A 12,239-nucleotide genomic window follows, 5' to 3' on the forward strand; every position below is an offset into this window, starting at 1 on the left:
GCCTTTTCGACGATGAAGACGAAAGAGGAATCTGATGGGCACTTCTGCTGATGACATGACTCCGCTGGAGCGGATCGGTGCGTCACGCCGCCACTTCCTGGCGATCGCCGGAGCGGGCGCCGGCGCCTCGATGCTCGCCGCCTGCGCCGGTGGCGGTGGCGGTGGCGGCGGGGACGAGAAGGAGGGTGGCGGTTCCGTCACCGGCGAGGGGGAGACCTCCGAGGAGAATCCGCTGGGTGTGGACGGCACCCTGCCTGTGCACGCCGTGATCTTCGACGGCGGCTATGGCACCAAGTACGCCGAGGATGCCGGAGCGAAGTATGAGGAGCTGTACCCGGAGTCCAAGGTCACCGTCGACGCGACCGTCAACATCCAGCCCGACCTCCAGCCGCAGTTCGCCGGCGGCACCCCGCCGGATGTCTTCGACAACTCCGGCGCCCAGAAGCTCTCGATCGACGGGCTGATCGACCAGCTCGCGGATCTCGGCGATCTCCTCGCCGCCCCGATGGTCGACGGCGAGGGGACGATCGAGGAGAACCTGCTGCCCGGCGTCACCTCCCCGGGCATGTTCGACGGCACGTTCCTCGGCATGAACTACGTCTACACGGTCTTCGCCCTCTGGTACTCCGCCAAGGAGTTCGAGGAGAAGGGCTGGACCGTCCCGGAGACCTGGGATGACCTCATGACCCTCGGCGAGGAGGTCAAGGGGGAGGGGCGCTACCTGTTCTCCTACGGCGGCCAGAACGCCTCGAACTACTACCAGGAGATGGCCCTCTCCATGGCCGCAAAGCTGGGTGGTCCCGAGGTGCTCACCAAGATCGACAACCTCGAGGAGGACGCGTTCTCCCAGGACGCCGTCGTCCAGGCGTTCGACGCGATGGCTGCGGCCGTCGAGGCCGGCTACTTCGAGCCCGGCGGCGAGGGCATCAAGCACACCGATGCGCAGACCAACTGGGTACAGGGCAAGTCGGTGTTCTACCCCTCCGGCTCCTGGATCGAGAACGAGCAGGCAGACGTCACGCCCGAGGGCTATGCGATGACCGGCGCGCCGGTCCCGTCCCTCCCCGACAGCACGATGCCCTACGAGGCCTTCCACGGCACCGCGGCGGAGCAGTACTTCGTGCCCTCCGGCGGCGAGAACCCCTCGGGCGGTGCCGAGTTCCTGCGCGTGATGCTCTCGAAGGAGCAGGCGAAGAACTTCGCCGAGCTCACCAAGGCGCCGTCGGTCATCAAGGACACCGTGCCGGAGGACGGGTTCGGCTCCACCGCGCTCGCCTCGGTGAACGCGATGATCACCGCGGCAGGCGAGAACACCTTCACCTACAACTTCTCCGACTGGTACGGCCTGGGCGCCGACTCGATCACCAGCTGGACGAAGTTCCTCAAGGGCGACATCGATTCCGCGACCCTCGCCGAGGAGCAGCAGGCCATGATCGACGCCGTTCGGGAGGACGACTCGATCACGAAGTTCAAGGCTGGTTCATGACCTCTCCCGATACCTTCGTCGGGCACGACGAGGCGGCGGCCACGACCACTCCGGTCGTGCGCCGCCGCCGTCGTCGGCCCTCCCTCGAGCGGATGCTGTTCTTCCTGGTGTTCCTGGGGCTCCCGCTCGTCGTCTACCTCATGTTCGTCGTCTCGCCGTTCCTGCAGTCGTTCTACTACTCGCTGACGAACTGGTCGGGCCTCAGCCCGTCGATGGACTTCATCGGACTGGAGAACTACGAGCGGATCTTCGGCGACGCCGTCTTCTGGAAGTCGCTGCGCAACAACCTGATCCTGCTCGTCCTGCTGCCCACGATCACGATCACGCTCTCCTTCGCGCTGGCGGTCATGGTGACCATCGGCGGCAGCACCCACGGCGGCGTCCGCGGCGTGCGCGGGGCGGGGTTCTATCGCGTCATCAGCTTCTTCCCCTATGCCGTTCCGGCGGTCATCACGGGCATCCTGTTCAACTTCATTTACCACCCCGGCGGTGGCCTGCTGAACGGGTTCCTCAACCTCGTGGTGGGCGCCGTGAACGCGGTCATCGGACTGCTCGGGCTCGGCCCGGTCCCCGAGATCCACAACGCCTGGCTCGGCGATCAGCGCTTCGCCCTGGCCGCGGTGGCCTTCGCGATGATCTGGACCTTCGTCGGCTTCTACATGGTGCTGTTCGTCGCGTCGATCAAGTCGATCCCCTCCGAGGTCCTCGAGGCGGCTCGCATCGACGGCGCCGGCCGGCTGCGCACCGCCGTCCAGGTCGTCGCCCCCATGGTGCGGGACAACATCTCCACGGCCGTGGTCTACATCGGCATCTTCGCCCTGGACGCCTTCACCTTCATCTCCGTGATGACACCCAACGGAGGGACCGGCAACAGCACCAAGGTCGTGTCCCTGCACCTGTACCAGACCGCCTTCCGTGACGGCCGCTTCGGTGAGGCGAGCGCGATGGGAGTGCTCATGGCGATCGTGACGATGCTGGTGGCCGTCGTGGTCATCACCGTCGGGCGGCCCCGGAAGGACGAACGATGAACCCGACCACCACGCGCCCCGGCGCCGAGCACACGGACCGACCGGCCGACGTCACCGCCGCCGGTCGACGACGCGGCGGGAGCTCCGCACGGCCCCCGCGCAGCAGCGAGGGACGGGGCTACTCGGCTCTTCACCACATCATCCTGAGCATCTGGGCGCTCCTGGTGATCCTGCCCCTGCTGTGGACCGTCTACACATCGTTCAAGACCTCCCAGGAGATCCTCACGGATCCCTTCGGGCTGCCGGCCGAGCCGCAGCTGGAGAACTACTCCCGGGCGTGGACCGAGGCCAAGATCGGGCAGTACTTCGCCAACACCCTGATCGTGGTCGGCTCCGCGCTGATCATCGTGATGCTGCTGGGCGCGATGTGCGCGTACATCCTGGCCCGGTACAGGTTCCCCGGGAACCGGGCGATCTACTTCGGAATGGTCGCCGGCCTCACGTTCCCGATCTTCCTCGCGGTGGTCCCGCTGTTCTTCGTGCTGCGGAACATGGGCCTGCTCGAAGGACGGATGGGGCTCGTGGGCGTGACCCTGTCCTATGTCGCCTTCGCGCTCCCGTTCACGGTGTTCTTCCTGCACTCCTTCTTCGCGAGCCTGCCGGAGGAGATCGGCGAGGCGGCGGCCATCGACGGCGCCGGCGACTTCCGCACCTTCTTCCAGGTGATGCTGCCGATGGCGAAGCCGGGCCTCGCCTCGCTCGCGATCTTCAACTTCCTGGGCCTGTGGAACCAGTACCTGCTGCCGCTGGTGCTCAACACCGACCGACGCAACTACGTGCTGGCACAGGGCCTCGTGAACCTGCAGGCGCAGCAGGGCTACAAGGTCGACTGGGGAGGCATGTTCGCCTCCGTGGTGATCACCGTGATCCCGGTGATCGTGGTCTACGTGATCTTCCAGCGCCAGCTGCAGGGCGGCGTCGGTCCCAGCACGAACAAGTGACCCGAGGCGTGCCGGGGGCCGAGGCGTGCCGGGGCCGGTGCGGGCCTGTGCTGGGTCGCGCGGGGCTGTGCCGGTCGCAGCAGGCCCATGCGCGCCCGCAGGGGCCGGCCGGGCAGGCTCCAGCGCGGAGAGTGACCAGCCGTGGTGACGACGGGCCCCGCTGTGTTCTGTGACCGGGTGCACCCGGCCTCCCCTTGTGGGGCTGTGGGGTGTCTGGCAGACTAGACGAGTTGTCTGCGCGGACCGACATGCCCGGTTCCGTTCTCCGTGGGTCTCCGACCTGCGGCGAATGATCACCGGATGAGGTCCATCCCGAGGATGCGAACTCTGCCCCTGGCAGAGATTGCGCATCGATACGAGGGAACGTTGCAGAACCAGCCGATTCTCGGCGGCCGAATGCTGGGCTCGTGTGCCCCGCAGAGGCCGACACGCCCGTCCTCGGGTACCGGGGATCGGGTGTATCCATGCCAGACGAAAGAGAGACAGGACGCCATGGCGGGACAGAAGATCCGCATCCGGCTCAAGTCGTACGACCACGAGGTGATCGACACCTCTGCGCGCAAGATCGTGGACACGGTCACCAGCGCGGGCGCGACTGTTGTGGGCCCGGTGCCGCTGCCGACGGAGAAGAACGTGTTCTGTGTGATCCGTTCTCCCCACAAGTACAAGGACTCCCGTGAGCATTTCGAGATGCGCACGCACAAGCGACTGATCGACATCGTCGATCCCACGCCCAAGGCTGTGGACTCGCTCATGCGCCTCGATCTGCCTGCGGATGTCAATATCGAGATCAAGCTCTGAGGCAGGTGGACATGAGCAACGAACTGACCGGCCAGAAGGCCCGTCCGGTGTCCGGCGTGCTCGGCACCAAGCTCGGCATGACCCAGGTCTGGGACGAGAACGGAAAGCTCGTTCCCGTGACCGTCGTGCAGACCGGTGCCAACGTCGTGACCCAGATCCGGTCCATCGAGACCGACGGCTACGACGCCGTGCAGATCGCCTACGGGCAGATCGATCCGCGCAAGGTGTCGGGCCCGCTCCGCGGCCACTTCGAGAAGGCCGGCGTGACCCCGCGCCGTCACCTCGTCGAGCTGCGCACCGGCAACGCCGCTGACTACTCGCTGGGCCAGGAGATCGACGCGTCGGTCTTCGAGTCCGGCCAGAAGGTCGACGTCGTCGGCACCTCCAAGGGCAAGGGCACCGCGGGCGTCATGAAGCGCCACGGGTTCGCCGGTGTCGGCGCCTCCCATGGTGCGCACCGCAACCACCGCAAGCCCGGTTCCATCGGTGGCGCCTCCACCCCCGGTCGCGTCTTCAAGGGCCAGCGCATGGCTGGCCGTATGGGCAGCGACCGCACCAGTGTCCAGAACCTGACCGTTCACGCGGTCGACGTCGAGAAGGGCCTCGTGCTCGTCAAGGGTGCCGTTCCCGGCCCCAAGGGCGGCCTCGTGCTCGTCCGCTCGGCTGTCAAGAGCCCCGCGAAGGAGGCCTGAGCCCGATGGCAGCGAATCTGACTGTCGACGTGCTCGATACGGCCGGTAAGAAGTCCGGCACCGTCGAGCTGCCTGCGTCGATCTTCGACGTGCAGACCAGCGTCCCCCTGATCCACCAGGTGGTCGTCGCCCAGCAGGCGGCCGCTCGTCAGGGCACCCACAAGACCAAGACCCGCGCCGAGGTGCGAGGTGGCGGCAAGAAGCCCTGGAAGCAGAAGGGCACCGGTCGTGCCCGTCAGGGCTCCCTCCGCGCCCCGCAGTTCGCCGGTGGTGGCGTCGTGCACGGTCCCGTGCCGCGCGACTACAGCCAGCGCACCCCGAAGAAGATGAAGGCCGCCGCCCTGCGCGGAGCCCTCTCGGATCGGGCCCGCAACGGTCGTATCCACGTGGTCTCGTCCCTGCTCACCGGGGATGTCGCGTCCACCAAGGCCGCGCGCGTCACCCTGTCCTACGTCTCCGACCGCCGGCACCTGCTGGTCGTCGTGCGTCGTGACGACGATCTGGGCGCGCTCAGCTCGCGCAACCTGCCTGCCACCCACGTCCTGTACGCGGACCAGGTGAACACCTACGACGTCATGCGTTCCGACGACGTGGTCTTCACCTCCGGTGCGCTCGAGGACTTCGTGGCCCAGGCAACCCTGGCTCTTCCCACCTCCTCCTTCGCCACGGCGAAGACCGCTGCTGCCGCTCCGGCCGCTGCGGTGGACGATGCTCCCTACGGTGCAGGTTCGGCGGCCCCCGTGGCCGACGGCTCCGCTCCCGAGGGCTTCAGCATCAAGGGCAACCAGGATTCGATGAAGTTCCACACCGAGGATTCCCCGTGGTACGGACGTACCAAGGCTGAGGTCTGGTTCGCGACCGAGGAGGCCGCCACGGCCGCCGGGTTCGCGAACGCGGTCAAGGAGTCCTCGACGGACGAGGAGGACTCGAAGTGACCTCACTGAACAAGGATCCCCGCGACGTCCTGCTGGCCCCGGTTGTCTCCGAGAAGAGCTACGGGCTGATGGACAACGGCAAGTACACCTTCCTGGTGGATGCCCGCGCCAACAAGACCGAGATCAAGATCGCCGTCGAATCGATTTTCGACGTCAAGGTCTCCTCGGTGAACACGATCAACCGTCAGGGCAAGTCGCGCCGTACGCGCTTCGGGACCGGCAAGCGCAACGATACGAAGCGCGCCATCGTCACCCTGACTGACGGAGCCATCGACATCTTCGGAGGGTCGGTCGCCTGAGGCGGCCGATATCCGAGGAGCCGAAGAGAGTCTGAGGGAATCCCACATGGCAATTCGTAAGAGCAAGCCGACCACGCCCGGTCGTCGTTTCTCGAGTGGCGCCGACTTCGTCGAGGTCACCCGGTCGACGCCGGAGAAGTCTCTGGTCCGCCCGCTGTCCAAGACCGGCGGCCGTAACAACAACGGTCGCATCACGTCCCGTCACCGGGGCGGTGGCCACAAGCGTGCCTACCGCGTGATCGACTTCCGTCGCCACGACAAGGACGGCGTCAACGCCAAGGTCGCTCACATCGAGTACGACCCCAACCGCACCGCACGCATCGCGCTGCTGCACTACGTCGACGGCGAGAAGCGGTACATCCTCGCCCCGGCCAAGCTGCGTCAGGGCGACTGGATCGAGAACGGCGCAGGGTCGGACATCAAGCCCGGCAACAACCTGCCGCTGCGCAACATCCCGCTCGGTACCGTCCTCCACGCGATCGAGCTCCGCCCCGGTGGCGGCGCGAAGATCGCCCGAAGCGCCGGCAGCTCCGTGCAGCTGGTCGCCAAGGAAGGTCCGTATGCGCAGCTGCGCATGCCGTCCGGCGAGATCCGCAACGTCGATGCGCGCTGCCGCGCGACCATCGGCGAGGTCGGCAACGCCGAGCAGTCCAACATCAACTGGGGCAAGGCCGGCCGCATGCGCTGGAAGGGCAAGCGCCCTCACGTGCGTGGCGTCGTCATGAACCCCGTGGATCACCCCCATGGTGGCGGCGAAGGCCGTACCTCCGGTGGTCGTCATCCGGTGTCGCCCTGGGGTCAGCCCGAGGGCCGTACCCGTCGACCGGGCAAGGAGAGCGACAAGCTCATCGTGCGCCGTCGTCGGTCCGGCAAGAAGCGCTGATAGGGAGAATCAGGAACTATGCCTCGCAGTATCGCCAAGGGCCCCTTCGTGGACGACCACCTTCAGAAGAAGGTGGATGTCCAGAACGAGAAGGGCACCAAGAATCTGATCAAGACCTGGTCGCGTCGTTCGGTGGTCACACCGGACTTCCTCGGCCACACCTTCGCAGTGCACGACGGTCGCAAGCACGTCACGGTGTTCATCACCGAGTCGATGGTCGGCCACAAGCTCGGCGAGTTCGCTCCCACGCGGACTTTCAAGGGCCACGAGAAGGACGACAGAAAGGGCCGTCGCCGCTGACCTGAGGTCAGCACGACAGCACGTCCCGACACCCAGAAGAAAGCAGGACAGCAATGGAAGCCAAGGCGCAGGTGCGGCATCTCCGCATGTCGCCCATGAAGGCTCGCCGCGTTGTGGACCTGATTCGTGGCAAGAGCACGGCCGAGGCACTGGACATTCTGCGGTTCGCCCCGCAGGCCGCCAGTGAGCCCGTCCGAAAGCTCGTCGAGTCCGCGATCGCCAACGCGCGGGTGAAGGCAGATCAGGCAGGGGAGCGCTTCGATGAGCGCGAACTCGCCGTCTCCGCCGCATTCGTCGACGAGGGCCCGACCATGAAGCGGTTCCAGCCGCGTGCACAGGGTCGAGCCTTCCAGATCAAGAAGCGCAGCAGCCACGTCACCGTGGTCGTCGCTCCCGTGAAGAAGTAAGGAGTCCCGTATGGGCCAGAAGGTCAATCCGAATGGGTTCCGTCTCGGGATCACGACGGAGCACAGCAGCCGGTGGTTCGCTGATTCCTCGAAGGAGGGTCAGCGCTACCGCGACTACGTGAAGGAAGACGTCGCGATCCGCGAGCTCATGTCCAAGGGCATGGAGCGAGCCGGCATCTCGAAGGTCGAGATCGAGCGCACCCGTGATCGTGTGCGCGTCGATCTCCACACCGCCCGCCCGGGCATCGTCATCGGGCGTCGTGGCGCGGAGGCCGAGCGTCTGCGCGGTGCGCTGGAGAAGCTCACCGGTAAGCAGATCCAGCTGAACATCCTCGAGGTCAAGAACCCCGAGGCTGATTCCCAGCTGGTTGCTCAGGGCATCGCCGAGCAGCTCGCCGCCCGTGTCTCCTTCCGCCGTGCGATGCGCAAGGGCATGCAGTCCGCGCAGCGCGCCGGTGCGAAGGGCATCCGAGTGGCCGTCTCCGGTCGTCTCGGCGGCGCGGAGATGAGCCGCAGCGAGTTCTACCGTGAGGGACGCGTGCCGCTGCACACCCTCCGTGCGAACATCGATTACGGCTTCTACGAGGCCAAGACCGCCTTCGGCCGTATCGGCGTGAAGGTGTGGATCTACAAGGGCGACGTCACCGCCAAGGAGCTCGCGGCTCAGCAGGCCGCCTCGCAGGGTCCCCGCTCCGGCGGACGTGGCGGCCCGCGTGCAGAGCGCCCGCGTGGCCGTCGTAACGAGCGCAACGCCACCGCACGTCGGGACGGCAGCACGGAGGGCGCAGCACAGGCTGCCGCTCCGGCCGCCGCTCCCGCCGAGCAGCCGGCTTCCGCTCCCGTCCAGCAGTCCGGAACGGAGGCCTGAGCGACATGCTGATCCCCCGCAGGACCAAGCACCGCAAGCAGCACCACCCGACCCGCAGCGGTATGGCCAAGGGCGGCACCGATCTCGCGTTCGGCGACTACGGCATCCAGGCGCTCGCGCCTGCCTACGTCACGAACCGTCAGATCGAGGCTGCACGTATCGCCATGACCCGCTACATGAAGCGTGGCGGCAAGGTGTTCATCAACATCTACCCCGATCGTCCTCTCACCAAGAAGCCTGCCGAGGTCCGCATGGGCTCCGGTAAGGGTTCGGTCGAGTGGTGGATCGCAAATATCAAGCCGGGACGCGTTATGTTCGAGATCGCCGGCGTCGACGAGGAGGTTGCTCGCGAGGCTCTGCGCCTGGCGATGCACAAGCTCCCCATGAAGTGCCGCATTCTGAGCCGAGAGGGTGGTGACATCTGATGGCAGCGACCAAGCTCACCGCCGAAGAAATCGACAAGCTGGATGATCCGAAGCTGGTCGAAGAGCTGGCAAAGGCCAAGGACGAGCTGTTCAAGCTCCGTTTCCAGTCGGCCACCGGACAGCTCGAGAGCTCCGGCCGCCTGCGGTCCGTCAAGAAGGACATCGCACGGATCTACACGATCCTGCGCGAGCGCGAGCTGGGCATCCGTCAGGCGCCCGGCAGCGCCGAGTGACCGCGAAGCGAGGAACAGAGATGACTGAGAACACCCAGGCCGAGACCCCGGCCGTCGAGGAGCTCGACAAGGAAGGCGCGCACGCGTCCTCCCACGAGCGTCCCTACCGCAAGACCGTTCGCGGCTTCGTGGTCTCCGACAAGATGGAGAAGACGATCGTCGTCGAGGTCGAGGAGCGTGTGAAGCACGCTCGGTACGGCAAGGTCACGACCAAGACCAGCAAGTTCAAGGCCCACGATGAGGAGAACACCGCCGGTATCGGCGACCGTGTCGTCCTCATGGAGACCCGCCCGATGTCCGCCTCCAAGCGGTGGCGTCTGGTCGAGGTCACCGAGCGCGCCAAGTGATCCCGCGGTCCTCGTGACCGCATCAGGATCGTTCGAAGGGCCGGTTCTCCCCACGGGGAGGACCGGCCCTTCGGTCGTCCCGGAGCATCTCTCGTCCACGGTGCGTGAGGCAGGACGGCTCAGCTGCTGCGTGAGCCGGGACGATTCGACCGGTGCGCGCGGCGGGAGGACTCAGCTGGGGTGTGAGCCGGGACGATTCAGCCGGCGTGCGTCAGGTGCACGAGCAGCGCCCCGGCGTAGGCATCCTCCGCTTGCGGGGCACGGATCTCACGACGCTCTGCGCCGTCAGCGGGGGAGAGGTCGACGGTGAAGACCCCGTCCTCCTCCCGCCGGAGCGCGCGGAACGCGGTGCCCAGTGCCGAGCGCAGCTGGTCCTCCCGCGGAATCCACAGCGCCTCGTGCTGCTCGATCGAGTCCAGCGCCCACTCCGTGGTGCCGTTGAACCGGAACACCTGTCCGCCGGCCAGTCCTGGCCCCCGCTCGATCACCATGGAGGAGAGCATGAACGCCTCGTCGCGCATCTGCTCGGTGTCGATCATGAAGAGGTCTCCGTCCGCGGGCTCCCACGGAAGGCCTGCGTCCTTGAGTCGCCGTGCGACGTCGATGTCGATCATGCACCGAGTCTAGGTCGTTCCTCATGCGGCAGGTCGGACGTCACGAGAGCAAGCACACACCAGGTAGATGCCCTTCGCAGGGTGACACCGCCCCGTGGTAGCGCGTAGTCTTGAGCAGTTGCCGGACGACTGTCCCCGAGCGCCCCCGGGTGCATGGGAGCTGGAGTCCGTGACAGGATCCGGTACCACCAGATCCCTCCTCGTCGGAGACCTTGCACGAGAAGCGAACGTTCTGCGTTCTCCATGCTAGTGCGTGAGTCCGGCTGAGGGTTTTTTGGTGCCCGGGGCCCGTCGTCGGTGACGCCCCCGGTCCATGCTGTGACCAGGGACGATGCCGGGCATGGTCCACATTCCGTTCCGCAAGGCTCGGTCGTCCCGCTCCCGCGGGGCGGAAGAGAACCGGTGAGACGATAGGAGAACGAGTGATTCAGCAGGAGTCGCGACTGAAGGTCGCCGACAACACGGGTGCCAAGGAGATTCTGTGCATCCGCGTTCTCGGTGGCTCCGGTCGCCGTTACGCCAGCATCGGGGACACCATCGTGGCGACCGTCAAGGACGCCATCCCCGGTGGCAACGTCAAGAAGGGCGACGTCATCAAGGCGGTCGTCGTCCGCACGTCCAAGGAGCGTCGGCGTGCCGACGGGTCCTACATCCGCTTCGACGAGAACGCAGCGGTGATCCTCAAGGCTGACGGCGAGCCGCGCGGTACGCGCATCTTCGGCCCTGTCGGTCGCGAGCTGCGCGACAAGCGCTTCATGAAGATCATCTCGCTGGCACCGGAGGTGCTGTGATATGGCAAAGATGAAGATCAAGAAGGGCGATCTCGTCCAGGTCATCACCGGTCGCTCGAGCGACGGCGACAAGCTCGCCGCGCGCGGGCTCGAGGCCGGCGACAAGGGCAAGCAGGGTCGTGTGCTCCAGGTGTTCCCCGACACGGGGCGCGTCCTCGTCGAGGGCATCAACCGGCGCACGCACCACCTCAAGCCGAACCAGGCGGGGGGCGCGGGCGGCATCGAGCAGCGCGAAGCCTCTCTTCACGTCTCGAACGTGGCCCTGGTCGACCCTGAGGACAACAAGCCGACCAAGGTCGGGTACCGCGTCGAGACCGTCGAGCTCGAGAACGGCCGCTCCAAGCAGGTGCGTGTCCGCTTCGCGAAGCGCTCCGGGAAGGACATCTGATGAGCGAGACCGCTACCCAGACGCCCACCCCGCGTCTGAAGACGAAGTACAACGACACCATCAAGACGCAGCTGACCGAGCAGTTCGGTTACGAGAACGTCATGCTGGTGCCCGGAGTGACCAAGATCGTCGTGAACATGGGTGTCGGCGACGCCGCCCGCGACTCGAAGGTCATCGACGGCGCCATCCGCGACCTCGCAGCCATCACCGGCCAGAAGCCCCAGGTCACCAAGGCTCGCAAGTCCATTGCGCAGTTCAAGCTGCGTGAGGGAATGCCGATCGGTGCGCACGTCACACTGCGCAACGCTCGCATGTGGGAGTTCCTGGACCGCCTGCTGTCGACCGCGCTGCCGCGTATCCGCGACTTCCGTGGTCTGTCGCCGAAGCACTTCGACGGCAACGGCAACTACACCTTCGGTCTCACGGAGCAGGTCATGTTCCACGAGATCGACCAGGACAAGATCGATCGCGTCCGCGGTATGGACATCACGGTCGTGACCACGGCGAAGACCGACGACGAGGGACGCGCGCTGCTCAAGCTGCTCGGCTTCCCCTTCAAGGAGAACTGATATGGCGAAGACAGCCCTGATCAAGAAGTCGGAGCGCAAGCCCAAGTTCGCTGTGCGCGGCTACACCCGGTGCCAGCGCTGCGGTCGTCCGCATTCCGTGTATCGCAAGTTCGGACTCTGCCGAGTCTGCCTTCGCGAGATGGCTCACCGCGGTGAGCTCCCCGGCGTGACCAAGAGCAGCTGGTAAGGACTACCGCCAGAGGTCCCGAGGCACAGCAATGATGCCGAGGGA

19 protein-coding genes are annotated in these 12,239 nt (G+C 66.3%); 18 read left to right on the top strand and 1 reads right to left on the bottom strand.

Going from position 1 to position 12,239, the window contains the following annotated elements; translation table 11 throughout:
- The first annotated feature begins 34 nt into the window (after positions 1 to 34).
- The 14 genes from ngcE to rpsQ all read left to right on the top strand — a co-directional run bounded on the left by ngcE (position 35) and on the right by rpsQ (position 9,645).
- Positions 35 to 1,486 carry an N-acetylglucosamine/diacetylchitobiose ABC transporter substrate-binding protein gene (gene ngcE, locus ABD093_RS16490; RefSeq protein ID WP_193116787.1) on the top strand — a complete coding sequence of 484 codons (1,452 nt, stop codon included), beginning with the start codon at positions 35 to 37 and terminating at the stop codon, positions 1,484 to 1,486.
- Positions 1,483 to 2,514: a carbohydrate ABC transporter permease gene (locus ABD093_RS16495; protein ID WP_226849813.1), complete on the top strand. Its 1,032-nt coding sequence runs from the start codon at positions 1,483 to 1,485 to the stop codon at positions 2,512 to 2,514. Before ngcE ends, ABD093_RS16495 begins: the two co-directional genes overlap by 4 nt.
- Complete coding sequence (locus tag ABD093_RS16500; RefSeq protein ID WP_193116788.1) at positions 2,511 to 3,455, top strand: carbohydrate ABC transporter permease; 945 nt, start codon at positions 2,511 to 2,513, stop codon at positions 3,453 to 3,455. Before ABD093_RS16495 ends, ABD093_RS16500 begins: the two co-directional genes overlap by 4 nt.
- Positions 3,456 to 3,947: 492 nt before the next feature.
- A complete protein-coding gene (rpsJ, locus tag ABD093_RS16505; RefSeq protein ID WP_087484116.1) occupies positions 3,948 to 4,256 on the top strand; it encodes a 30S ribosomal protein S10 in 309 nt (102 codons plus the stop codon).
- An 11-nt stretch (positions 4,257 to 4,267) separates the two neighbouring features.
- A complete protein-coding gene (rplC, locus tag ABD093_RS16510; protein WP_193116789.1) occupies positions 4,268 to 4,948 on the top strand; it encodes a 50S ribosomal protein L3 in 681 nt (226 codons plus the stop codon).
- A 5-nt stretch (positions 4,949 to 4,953) separates the two neighbouring features.
- Positions 4,954 to 5,883: a 50S ribosomal protein L4, sunset domain variant gene (gene rplD, locus ABD093_RS16515; protein ID WP_193116790.1), complete on the top strand. Its 930-nt coding sequence runs from the start codon at positions 4,954 to 4,956 to the stop codon at positions 5,881 to 5,883.
- Positions 5,880 to 6,182, top strand: coding sequence for a 50S ribosomal protein L23 (gene rplW, locus ABD093_RS16520; RefSeq protein WP_193116791.1), 303 nt, complete (start codon positions 5,880 to 5,882; stop codon positions 6,180 to 6,182). The genes rplD and rplW overlap by 4 nt, the downstream gene beginning before the upstream one ends.
- Positions 6,183 to 6,228: 46 nt before the next feature.
- Positions 6,229 to 7,065, top strand: a complete 837-nt coding sequence (gene rplB, locus ABD093_RS16525; RefSeq protein ID WP_193116792.1) for a 50S ribosomal protein L2 — start codon at positions 6,229 to 6,231, stop codon at positions 7,063 to 7,065.
- Between the two features lie 18 nt (positions 7,066 to 7,083).
- A complete protein-coding gene (rpsS, locus tag ABD093_RS16530; protein ID WP_096163286.1) occupies positions 7,084 to 7,365 on the top strand; it encodes a 30S ribosomal protein S19 in 282 nt (93 codons plus the stop codon).
- A gap of 53 nt (positions 7,366 to 7,418) precedes the next feature.
- On the top strand, positions 7,419 to 7,772 hold the full coding sequence (gene rplV / locus ABD093_RS16535) for a 50S ribosomal protein L22 (protein ID WP_193116793.1): 354 nt from the start codon (positions 7,419 to 7,421) through the stop codon (positions 7,770 to 7,772).
- 10 nt (positions 7,773 to 7,782) lie between these two features.
- Positions 7,783 to 8,640 carry a 30S ribosomal protein S3 gene (rpsC, locus tag ABD093_RS16540; RefSeq protein ID WP_193116794.1) on the top strand — a complete coding sequence of 286 codons (858 nt, stop codon included), beginning with the start codon at positions 7,783 to 7,785 and terminating at the stop codon, positions 8,638 to 8,640.
- A gap of 5 nt (positions 8,641 to 8,645) precedes the next feature.
- Entirely contained in the window at positions 8,646 to 9,065 is a 420-nt protein-coding gene (gene rplP, locus ABD093_RS16545) for a 50S ribosomal protein L16 (protein ID WP_193116795.1), read from the top strand.
- The gene (gene rpmC / locus ABD093_RS16550; protein WP_193116796.1) at positions 9,065 to 9,298 is read left to right on the top strand and encodes a 50S ribosomal protein L29; all 234 of its coding nucleotides are present in this window, start codon (positions 9,065 to 9,067) and stop codon (positions 9,296 to 9,298) included. Before rplP ends, rpmC begins: the two co-directional genes overlap by 1 nt.
- A gap of 20 nt (positions 9,299 to 9,318) precedes the next feature.
- Complete coding sequence (rpsQ, locus tag ABD093_RS16555; RefSeq protein WP_193116797.1) at positions 9,319 to 9,645, top strand: 30S ribosomal protein S17; 327 nt, start codon at positions 9,319 to 9,321, stop codon at positions 9,643 to 9,645.
- Positions 9,646 to 9,842: 197 nt separating this feature from the next.
- Here the strand turns inward: rpsQ and ABD093_RS16560 are convergent, their stop codons facing one another.
- Positions 9,843 to 10,259: a hypothetical protein gene (locus tag ABD093_RS16560; protein WP_193116798.1), complete on the bottom strand. Its 417-nt coding sequence runs from the start codon at positions 10,257 to 10,259 to the stop codon at positions 9,843 to 9,845.
- A 422-nt stretch (positions 10,260 to 10,681) separates the two neighbouring features.
- Here ABD093_RS16560 and rplN point away from each other — a divergent pair, with 422 nt between their 5' ends.
- Genes rplN through ABD093_RS16580 form a run of 4 tightly spaced genes read left to right on the top strand, consistent with a single transcriptional unit; the run spans position 10,682 to position 12,194 of the window.
- Positions 10,682 to 11,050: a 50S ribosomal protein L14 gene (rplN, locus tag ABD093_RS16565; protein ID WP_193116799.1), complete on the top strand. Its 369-nt coding sequence runs from the start codon at positions 10,682 to 10,684 to the stop codon at positions 11,048 to 11,050.
- 1 nt (position 11,051) lies between these two features.
- A complete protein-coding gene (rplX, locus tag ABD093_RS16570; RefSeq protein ID WP_343925877.1) occupies positions 11,052 to 11,438 on the top strand; it encodes a 50S ribosomal protein L24 in 387 nt (128 codons plus the stop codon).
- The gene (rplE, locus tag ABD093_RS16575; RefSeq protein ID WP_226849816.1) at positions 11,438 to 12,007 is read left to right on the top strand and encodes a 50S ribosomal protein L5; all 570 of its coding nucleotides are present in this window, start codon (positions 11,438 to 11,440) and stop codon (positions 12,005 to 12,007) included. The genes rplX and rplE overlap by 1 nt, the downstream gene beginning before the upstream one ends.
- Before the next feature lies 1 nt (position 12,008).
- Entirely contained in the window at positions 12,009 to 12,194 is a 186-nt protein-coding gene (locus ABD093_RS16580) for a type Z 30S ribosomal protein S14 (protein ID WP_193103395.1), read from the top strand.
- Positions 12,195 to 12,239 lie beyond the last annotated feature (45 nt).

Source organism: Brachybacterium tyrofermentans (assembly GCF_039526165.1).
GTDB classification, from domain to species: Bacteria; Actinomycetota; Actinomycetes; order Actinomycetales; family Dermabacteraceae; genus Brachybacterium; species Brachybacterium tyrofermentans.

What these genes read in the sequence shown, in the direction of transcription:
- ngcE (WP_193116787.1), top strand. Translation starts at nt 35, where the DNA reads ATGGGCACTTCTGCTGATGACATGACTCCGCTGGAGCGGATCGGTGCG.
- ABD093_RS16495 (WP_226849813.1), top strand. Translation starts at nt 1,483, where the DNA reads ATGACCTCTCCCGATACCTTCGTCGGGCACGACGAGGCGGCGGCCACG.
- ABD093_RS16500 (WP_193116788.1), top strand. Translation starts at nt 2,511, where the DNA reads ATGAACCCGACCACCACGCGCCCCGGCGCCGAGCACACGGACCGACCG.
- rpsJ (WP_087484116.1), top strand. Translation starts at nt 3,948, where the DNA reads ATGGCGGGACAGAAGATCCGCATCCGGCTCAAGTCGTACGACCACGAG.
- rplC (WP_193116789.1), top strand. Translation starts at nt 4,268, where the DNA reads ATGAGCAACGAACTGACCGGCCAGAAGGCCCGTCCGGTGTCCGGCGTG.
- rplD (WP_193116790.1), top strand. Translation starts at nt 4,954, where the DNA reads ATGGCAGCGAATCTGACTGTCGACGTGCTCGATACGGCCGGTAAGAAG.
- rplB (WP_193116792.1), top strand. Translation starts at nt 6,229, where the DNA reads ATGGCAATTCGTAAGAGCAAGCCGACCACGCCCGGTCGTCGTTTCTCG.
- rpsS (WP_096163286.1), top strand. Translation starts at nt 7,084, where the DNA reads ATGCCTCGCAGTATCGCCAAGGGCCCCTTCGTGGACGACCACCTTCAG.
- rplV (WP_193116793.1), top strand. Translation starts at nt 7,419, where the DNA reads ATGGAAGCCAAGGCGCAGGTGCGGCATCTCCGCATGTCGCCCATGAAG.
- rpsC (WP_193116794.1), top strand. Translation starts at nt 7,783, where the DNA reads ATGGGCCAGAAGGTCAATCCGAATGGGTTCCGTCTCGGGATCACGACG.
- rplP (WP_193116795.1), top strand. Translation starts at nt 8,646, where the DNA reads ATGCTGATCCCCCGCAGGACCAAGCACCGCAAGCAGCACCACCCGACC.
- rpmC (WP_193116796.1), top strand. Translation starts at nt 9,065, where the DNA reads ATGGCAGCGACCAAGCTCACCGCCGAAGAAATCGACAAGCTGGATGAT.
- rpsQ (WP_193116797.1), top strand. Translation starts at nt 9,319, where the DNA reads ATGACTGAGAACACCCAGGCCGAGACCCCGGCCGTCGAGGAGCTCGAC.
- ABD093_RS16560 (WP_193116798.1), bottom strand. Translation starts at nt 10,259, where the DNA reads ATGATCGACATCGACGTCGCACGGCGACTCAAGGACGCAGGCCTTCCG.
- rplX (WP_343925877.1), top strand. Translation starts at nt 11,052, where the DNA reads ATGGCAAAGATGAAGATCAAGAAGGGCGATCTCGTCCAGGTCATCACC.
- rplE (WP_226849816.1), top strand. Translation starts at nt 11,438, where the DNA reads ATGAGCGAGACCGCTACCCAGACGCCCACCCCGCGTCTGAAGACGAAG.
- ABD093_RS16580 (WP_193103395.1), top strand. Translation starts at nt 12,009, where the DNA reads ATGGCGAAGACAGCCCTGATCAAGAAGTCGGAGCGCAAGCCCAAGTTC.